Source organism: Simiduia sp. (genome assembly GCF_058345725.1).
Window position 1 is genome coordinate 62,947 of record NZ_JBTUOC010000033.1, and the last position, 7,123, is coordinate 70,069.

Below are 7,123 nucleotides of genomic sequence, written 5' to 3' on the forward strand. Positions count from 1 at the left end.
TCTTAGCTGATATTTATTTAGGTGGTGTTTATAAAACTATCGGGCGCTCAGGCGCCCGCAGTACTGAATAGCAACGCTAGGATTGCATCGCTTTAAAGCGCGCCATTAGCGCGGCCGTTGAACCATCTACGTCGATGTCTTTATTGTCCACCAATGCGGGATGAATGTCGTTGCACAATTGTTTGCCCAGTTCTACGCCCCATTGATCAAAGGCATTAATACCCCAGATTACCGATTGCACGAACACCTTGTGTTCATAGAGTGCGATGAGCGCGCCCAGGGTGTGCGGGGTGAGCTTGTCCATCACCAGCGTATTGCTAGGGCGGTTACCGGGCATCACTTTGTGGTGGGCCAAGGCTTGAGCGTCGCCCTCGCTGTAGCCCATGGCCAAGAATTCGGCCTTGGCCTGGGCTTCATTCTTATCGAGCATCAGCGCACGGCTTTGGCTAATGCAGTTGGCAAAAAGTTGTGAATGGTGATCGCCCAAGGGGTTGTGACTGGTGAGCGACACAATAAAGTCAGCCGGCACCATGCGCGTGCCCTGGTGCAGCAATTGGTGAAACGAGTGTTGGCCGTTGGTGCCAGGCTCGCCCCAGATAATGGGGCCGCTGGCGTGTTCAAGGTAGCCGCCGGCGGTACTGGCCTGTTTGCCGTTACTTTCCATATCCAGTTGCTGGATGTACTTGGTGAAGGCGCTCATGTAGTGGTCGTAGGGCAATATGGCATGTGTTTCCGCACCCCAGAAATTGGTGTACCAAACCCCCAATAGTCCGAGCAGTGCGGGCAGGTTTCTGTCTAGCGGCGCTTCAATGAAGTGGGTGTCCATCGCCGCCGCGCCGTCTAACAAGGCGCGAAAGTTGTCCATGCCGCAGGCCAGCGCGATGGGCAAACCAATGGCAGACCACAGCGAATAGCGCCCGCCCACCCAGTCCCACATGGGAAAAATGTTATCGGCATCTATGCCAAAGGCCTGTACCTTTTCGAGATTGGCACTGACTGCCACAAAGTGCCTGGCCACCGCGGCTTCGTCGCCCAGCGCTTGCAGTAACCACCGACGCGCAGAGCGGGCATTGGTAAGAGTTTCGGTGGTGGTAAAGGTTTTTGAGGCCACCACAAAGAGCGTGCTTTCCGGGTTTAGCGGTTTAAGCGATTCGATGAGATCTGAGGCATCCACGTTGGAGACAAAGTGCACGCGAATACCCGCCACGTGATAGGGCGTGAGTGCGCGGGTCACCATGACCGGGCCTAAGTCGGAGCCGCCAATACCAATATTCACCACGTCGGTGATGCGCTTGCCCGTGAAACCGCGCCAATTGCCTTGGTGTACGGCGCCGACAAATTTTTCCATTTTGGCAAGCACGGCTGTCACTTCGCGCGTGTAGTCGGGAAGTTTGCTGGTGCGCGCGCGCAACAGCGTGTGCAGTACCTGCCGCTTTTCGGTGGTGTTAATGACATCGCCGTGGAACATGGCGCTAATCTGCTGCGTCAAACCGCGTGCCTGTGCTAGCCTCAGCAGTTGCGAAATGGTTTCGTCTGTAACCAGGTTTTTAGAGAAATCCAGGGTAATACCGGCGGCACCGACAGTGAATTTTTGCGCGCGCTGGCGATCTTGCTGAAATAAATCCACCATTTTTGTGTGCACAAGTTCGGCCTGGTGCGCACGCAACGCCTGCCAGGCGGGCAATGTTGTGGGTGTGGTCATTCTATCCTCCCGATGAGTGCGCTTAATTCTACACACTTGTGATGACGCTGTGGCGAGGCTGTGAGTGCGGTTGGGTGGCGCGTAAGAAAAAGCCCTATAATTTCACTTTCTGTTGATCAAAGGACGATACGCCATGACCCCAGACCTACAGCAAATGGGTGAGCTTTACCAAATGGTAGCGGAGTTTTTAGTGGCCTATAGCTTTCAGTTAGTGGGCGCGCTGATAATTTTTATGGTGGGCTGGCTACTGGCGGGCAAGCTGGCCAAATTGGTGCAGCGATTGTGCGAGGCGCGCGCGATTGATGTCACGCTCAGTCGATTTATCGGCAGCACCGTAAAAATGATAGTTCTGGTGTTGGTGGTTATTATGGCGCTGGGACAAATGGGCATCAGTGTGACGCCCTTTGTGGCGGCGGTGGGTGCATTAACCTTTGGTCTATCACTGGCCGCGCAAGGCCTAGTGGCCAACTACGGGGCAGGCGTAAACATCATTATTGGCCGACCATTTGTCGTGGGCGATACCATATCTGTGTGCGGAGTGAGCGGTCAGGTAACCGAGGTACGGCTGGGCCAAACCCGGCTGGTGAATGAAGACAAGGTCACCATCACCATTCCCAATAAACACATCATCGGCGAGATACTTCACAACTCGCACGAGCACACGCTGGTGGAGGCACAGGTGGGCGTGGCCTACGGTACCGACATGGATGCCGCGGTCGAAACCATTACCCAGGCCATCGTCAACACCGACGGAGTGGCAACCGAACCGCCGGTAGTGGGCATTGAAGCCTTTGGCGATAGTAGCGTGAATATCGGCTATCGCTATAAGGTGGCCACTGACGCTCTGTTTGTGACGCGGTTTGCGGTGAATAAAGCGGTTTTTGACGCCCTGCGGCAGGCGGCTATCGAGATTCCGTTCCCGCAGCGCGAGGTCACCCTCACGCGGGCGGGTTAGGCTGATTTATAGCATGTTGACCAGCTCGGGGTTGGCCTCGGGTTCCGTCAGGTGATTGCTGTAGTTAGACAGGGTTTTTATGGCCGCGATTAATATCAAATCGTACACATTGCGTTTACTGAAGCCGGCGGCAAAGAAGGCGCTTAACTGTTCGGGTGCCACCCAACCGCGTTGATCCACCAGGGCGCGGGCCATGGTCACCAGGGCGCGATCCTGTGGGTCGTCAATGTCGGTACCCTGGTGCAGGGCGTCCAACGTTTGCTGTTTGGCTTTGGCCTGCTTGCCAAACGCGCGGTGGGCCAGGGTACAGAATTCACAACGGTTGTATACGCTGATGGCTAGCAGGGCTATCTGCTGCTGGGCTGGATCAAGATCGGTCTTAGCCAGCAGGTCGGTGAGCATGGCGTAGGCTTCGATGGTGTAGGGTGCCTCGGCCATGTAGGCAAATAGATTGGGTACAAAACCGTACTTTTTCTGAATGCCGGTGAGTACGTCTTTGGCTGCACCCGAGCTATTTTCGGGTGTGTAAAAGGTAAAGTCTGTCATGGGGGCTCCCCTGTAGGTGCACTGAATGAGTCCACAGCTTAGCCAAGGCGTACGCACGATAAATGATTAAAAGTCCACTTTTGTTGCTCCATCGTTCAATTTTTGCGAGCATGGCTGATTTGCCAGAGAGAGGTGGGCCATGCACCCGTTTTGCGACTTTGTGCGTCTACTGCGCTTGCAGGTGCGGATTTACCACAACGCCAGGGTGTGCGGTAACTGGCGGCTAAGTACCCACAAGCTGGGCGCTACCTGCTTCCACATTGTGACCCAGGGCAATTGCCTGTTGACCATCCCCGGACACCTGCCAGAAACGCGATTGGCAGCTGGAGACTTAATTATCTTCCCGCGCGAATTGCCCCATTCACTGGCCCCCGTTGATCAGCTATCGGGCGAGCAGAGTCACCGCAGCTATTGCGACCCGCAGCCGGGGACCGGGCTTTTGTGTGGCGAAGTAAAACTGTTTCACCTCTATGGCGACCAGCTGTTGAGCCAACTGCCGCCGTATTTACTGGTGCGCAATGGCCCGCAAGCCCCCTGGTTAGCGGCTTTGCTGGCGCTCATAGTACGCGAGAGCGAACAGGCCGTTGAGGCGCCGCCGGTGGTGTCGACAGTGTTGATTGATCGCCTGTCCGAGTTGCTGTTTACCTATGCCTTGCGCGACTACCTGCACTCGGGTGCGGCTAACACTGGATTCTTGGGCTTGTATGCGCATCCTCAGCTCAGCCGTGCACTGGCGCAAGTGCACCAGCAGCCGGCCGCGCGCTGGCGGCTCGACGACTTGGCGGCCTTGGCGGGTATGTCGCGCACCCGCTTCGCGCAAACCTTTAAAGCGGTCAGCGGCTGGACGCCGAATCACTACCTTACTTGGTGGCGCATGCAATTGGCTTGGGAGCAGTTGCGCCAGGGGCACAAGGTGGGTGCCGTGGCCCTGGCAGTGGGCTATCAATCGGAGGCGGCGTTTTCTCGCAGCTTTACCCGCCACTTTGGCCGTGCGGCGGGGCAGGTACGACGCGGAGATAGTGCGCTCTGAACAGCCAACAAATCCCCGTTGCGGCATTTGCCTTTTGCTGGCGGTGGCAGTACCGTTGGCACAGCAATTCTGCCCTACACTCCGTGTTTTCGACTAAGGATCTACCGATGACCGACGCTACTGCACTGGGGACTAAATTTTCCGCCCATCCCGCCATGTTTAAGGCCCGTCCGTTTAGCTTCATATTGTGTGTATTGCTCTGTGCAGTGGGCATTGGGATTATTATTTTGATGGTGTGGTATCTGAAGTGTAAATCCACCAAGCTGTCAATTATCGAGCACGAAGTGGTGTTAGAGCGCGGCCTGCTTAGCAAAGAGCGCATCGAACTGGGTTTGGCCAGCGTGCGCTCCGTGCGCGTTTATCAGAGCTTTTTAAACCGCATCACCGGCGTCGGCAAAATAACCGTATACACCGCCGGCGATAGTCCGGAGTTCGAGGTGGATGGCATCCCCGAACCCAATAAATTTCGCGAATTGACTTAGGCTAGTGTAAAGGACTGCCGCCATGAGTACAGACAGCCAAGACCAAAAAGAATCCCGCAAACTGCTGATCTTGCTAGTGATCATCATAGTGGCGTTGCTTGCTGCCGTGTTGATGATGTTGCCAATGCTGTCCGAGCTGGTACAAACCGAGTTTGAGCCAGGTGTAGGCATGAAGCAGGCGGCGGTTATTTCGTTTTTTATTACCGTGGTGACGCTGGCCTTTTTTGCCATTACCGCTGGCGACGGATTACTGGGTGAACTGCAGTTTATGCTGGCCGGATTCTTTTCGTTTTTCGTGATTATTTGGCTGCTCATCGCCTGGATTTTTTAGTGTGACAAGTACATCTGCCAAGGTCGCTACCGGCCGTTGTTATTGTGGCGCCGTGCGCTACAAAATAACAGGCGACATACAACACGCCTGCATTTGCCATTGCCACAGTTGCCAGCTTGCTAGCGGTGCCCCCTGTGTAGGCTGGATGACGGTTGGGCGCGATCAGGTGATGTTGGCTGGGGAGCTCAAAGAGTGCTACGGCGCCCCGCAGGTGCAGCGGTGTTTTTGCGCTAACTGCGGCACGCCCATTAGCTATTCCCACAGTGCTCGCCCCGATCATATCGACATCACACTCGCAACGCTGGACGATGCCAGCGCGGCACAACCCAGCCGCCATATTTGGGTGTCGCACAAGGTGCCCTGGTTGCAGTTGCGCGATGGGCTGCCCCAGTTTGATGAATTTTCTGGCGCCATGGACTGAGGCGCCGCATTTGGTGCAGGGTCCTTTGCCTCGCGAGTGACAGCCCCGATATTTTCTGAACAAGTGCAATCGTTGGCTGCGCGCGTATTTCACGCTGCGTTTTTAGCTATCGCTGTCGTTGATGGTGACTGCCCCTAGCGAGTTTTGGGCCCGTCGTGTCGCTCGGCGGCGTTCATTTTCGATGTGATTAACGGCCTGCAAGTTAGCGACGCTACGACATAAGAAAGCCGCCAACCCGGTTAAGGGCTGGCGGCTATTTGCCGTCTATGATGTAGTCGCTAGGCGCACAGGCGTGGCGTTTAGGCGCCTCGCCTGTAGGCCGGGTTAGCGTTGGCTGCGTTTCCAGCCAAGTCCCAGCAGTCCCAAGCCCAGCAACAGTAGCGAGGCGGGCTCGGGGACATCGCTGCGGCTTACCAGCCACGCGCCCATGGTGCCGCTGGTATCGGCCACAAAGTGGGAGTCGTACCAAGTGGCGTCGTGCACGGCGAGTGATCCGCCAAAGATGAAGTTGTAATAACCCGAGGTATCGTAATCGCCAATTACGGCTTCGCCGCCGGCGCCGGTATCGGTGGTGACGCCGTCAAACAGGCTGTGCAAAATGGCGGATGCGGCAGCACCCATATCGTTGTCGCTGGAGAATACATCGGCAGATGTCAGCGCCAGGCCTGTGGCATCGGACCAAGTGCTGGCGATTTGCTCTGCGGTAGCAAGTACCCAGGTTCTGCCGGCGTACACAACGCCGCTGTCAAAGTTGGCATAGGTGTCGTGAATTAGACCCACGTCCAAATAGTCGTAACCCAGGTTGGTATCCGTGGTGTAAGTGCCATTGTCGATGATGGTGGCGCCGGCCATGGAGCTGACCACTAAGCTGAGTGCGGCGACCGCTGTCTTAATACTTTTCATACTGATTATCCCTCTTCCGTGTCATTGAATATATCGCGACACAAAATACGGCAATATTTACGCCAAGTATTTTTAATCGCTATTTTTCAGAAGCTTACATACCTGTGGGATAGCGCGATGCCAGAGTGTGTAAAAAATGCTGACAGATTGATTGTATCGGATACCTGCGTGTTTACTTTTTGGATAGAAATACTCCTGAGCAAAATTGAGGCATAAAAACTAGAAAGTGGATGTCTGAAGTAAGCCGTTAGTGGCAATAGATTCTCATGAATAATTTTAGAAGTGCGCACATTAGCACTTTCTTATGTGCTGACTAATAAACGTGCTTTCAAACACCAGATCCCGCGGGCGTTGACCCCCTTTAACGCTGCCAAAGCCGGTCTTGGCTTTAATACAAAAGCTGTCGTTGATTGGCATTTCAGCGGTTCTATTGAGTGCGAGTTTTCGGCTGCGCGCTTGCCTCGCGCCAGTTCATCAATGATCTACTTTTATGTTGTGGGCCAGAAGTGGCCATTGCGACTTAATTGAGGATGTTATTAACAGAGAGAATTGATATGCAAAAGCTCATGGATAGACTGTGTTTAGTCTTGTGTACATGTTGTTTATTGGCGTGTGACGATTTAATTATCAACGACGACGGGCAGGTAAGACTGGGTCTGGAAGACTGCGAAAATGTGGCCTTTACCATTCTAGTGAAACAGCGGGGCAAGCCCAATGTTAGAGACACTAAAAAAGTAGAAGACGGTGTACTTG

At 54.6% G+C, this 7,123-nt stretch carries 9 protein-coding genes; 6 read left to right on the top strand and 3 right to left on the bottom strand.

What is annotated here, in order from left to right:
- Window positions 1–76 precede the first annotated feature (76 nt).
- Window positions 77–1,702 (bottom strand): glucose-6-phosphate isomerase, encoded by a 1,626-nt coding sequence (gene pgi / locus ACW8F6_RS08505; RefSeq protein WP_491575429.1) that lies wholly within the window; start codon window positions 1,700–1,702, stop codon window positions 77–79.
- A gap of 133 nt (window positions 1,703–1,835) precedes the next feature.
- Here pgi and ACW8F6_RS08510 point away from each other — a divergent pair, with 133 nt between their 5' ends.
- Window positions 1,836–2,657 carry a mechanosensitive ion channel family protein gene (locus ACW8F6_RS08510; RefSeq protein ID WP_491575430.1) on the top strand — a complete coding sequence of 274 codons (822 nt, stop codon included), beginning with the start codon at window positions 1,836–1,838 and terminating at the stop codon, window positions 2,655–2,657.
- A gap of 6 nt (window positions 2,658–2,663) precedes the next feature.
- On the opposite strand, the gene ACW8F6_RS08515 is transcribed toward ACW8F6_RS08510, so the two are convergent.
- A complete protein-coding gene (locus ACW8F6_RS08515) occupies window positions 2,664–3,203 on the bottom strand; it encodes a carboxymuconolactone decarboxylase family protein (RefSeq protein ID WP_491575431.1) in 540 nt (179 codons plus the stop codon).
- A gap of 139 nt (window positions 3,204–3,342) precedes the next feature.
- Between ACW8F6_RS08515 and ACW8F6_RS08520 the strand changes: the two genes are divergently transcribed.
- From ACW8F6_RS08520 to ACW8F6_RS08535, 4 genes are all read left to right on the top strand, one after another.
- Window positions 3,343–4,233, top strand: a complete 891-nt coding sequence (locus tag ACW8F6_RS08520) for an AraC family transcriptional regulator (protein WP_491575432.1) — start codon at window positions 3,343–3,345, stop codon at window positions 4,231–4,233.
- Window positions 4,234–4,340: 107 nt separating this feature from the next.
- Entirely contained in the window at window positions 4,341–4,715 is a 375-nt protein-coding gene (locus tag ACW8F6_RS08525) for a PH domain-containing protein (RefSeq protein ID WP_491575433.1), read from the top strand.
- Window positions 4,716–4,737: 22 nt separating this feature from the next.
- Window positions 4,738–5,046, top strand: a complete 309-nt coding sequence (locus tag ACW8F6_RS08530) for a hypothetical protein (RefSeq protein ID WP_491575434.1) — start codon at window positions 4,738–4,740, stop codon at window positions 5,044–5,046.
- Window position 5,047: 1 nt separating this feature from the next.
- Window positions 5,048–5,467 (top strand): GFA family protein, encoded by a 420-nt coding sequence (locus tag ACW8F6_RS08535; RefSeq protein WP_491575435.1) that lies wholly within the window; start codon window positions 5,048–5,050, stop codon window positions 5,465–5,467.
- Window positions 5,468–5,791: 324 nt separating this feature from the next.
- On the opposite strand, the gene ACW8F6_RS08540 is transcribed toward ACW8F6_RS08535, so the two are convergent.
- Complete coding sequence (locus tag ACW8F6_RS08540; RefSeq protein ID WP_491575436.1) at window positions 5,792–6,370, bottom strand: PEP-CTERM sorting domain-containing protein; 579 nt, start codon at window positions 6,368–6,370, stop codon at window positions 5,792–5,794.
- Between the two features lie 554 nt (window positions 6,371–6,924).
- Here ACW8F6_RS08540 and ACW8F6_RS08545 point away from each other — a divergent pair.
- The coding region (locus tag ACW8F6_RS08545; RefSeq protein WP_491575437.1) for a hypothetical protein at window positions 6,925–7,123 on the top strand (199 nt) is incomplete at its 3' end.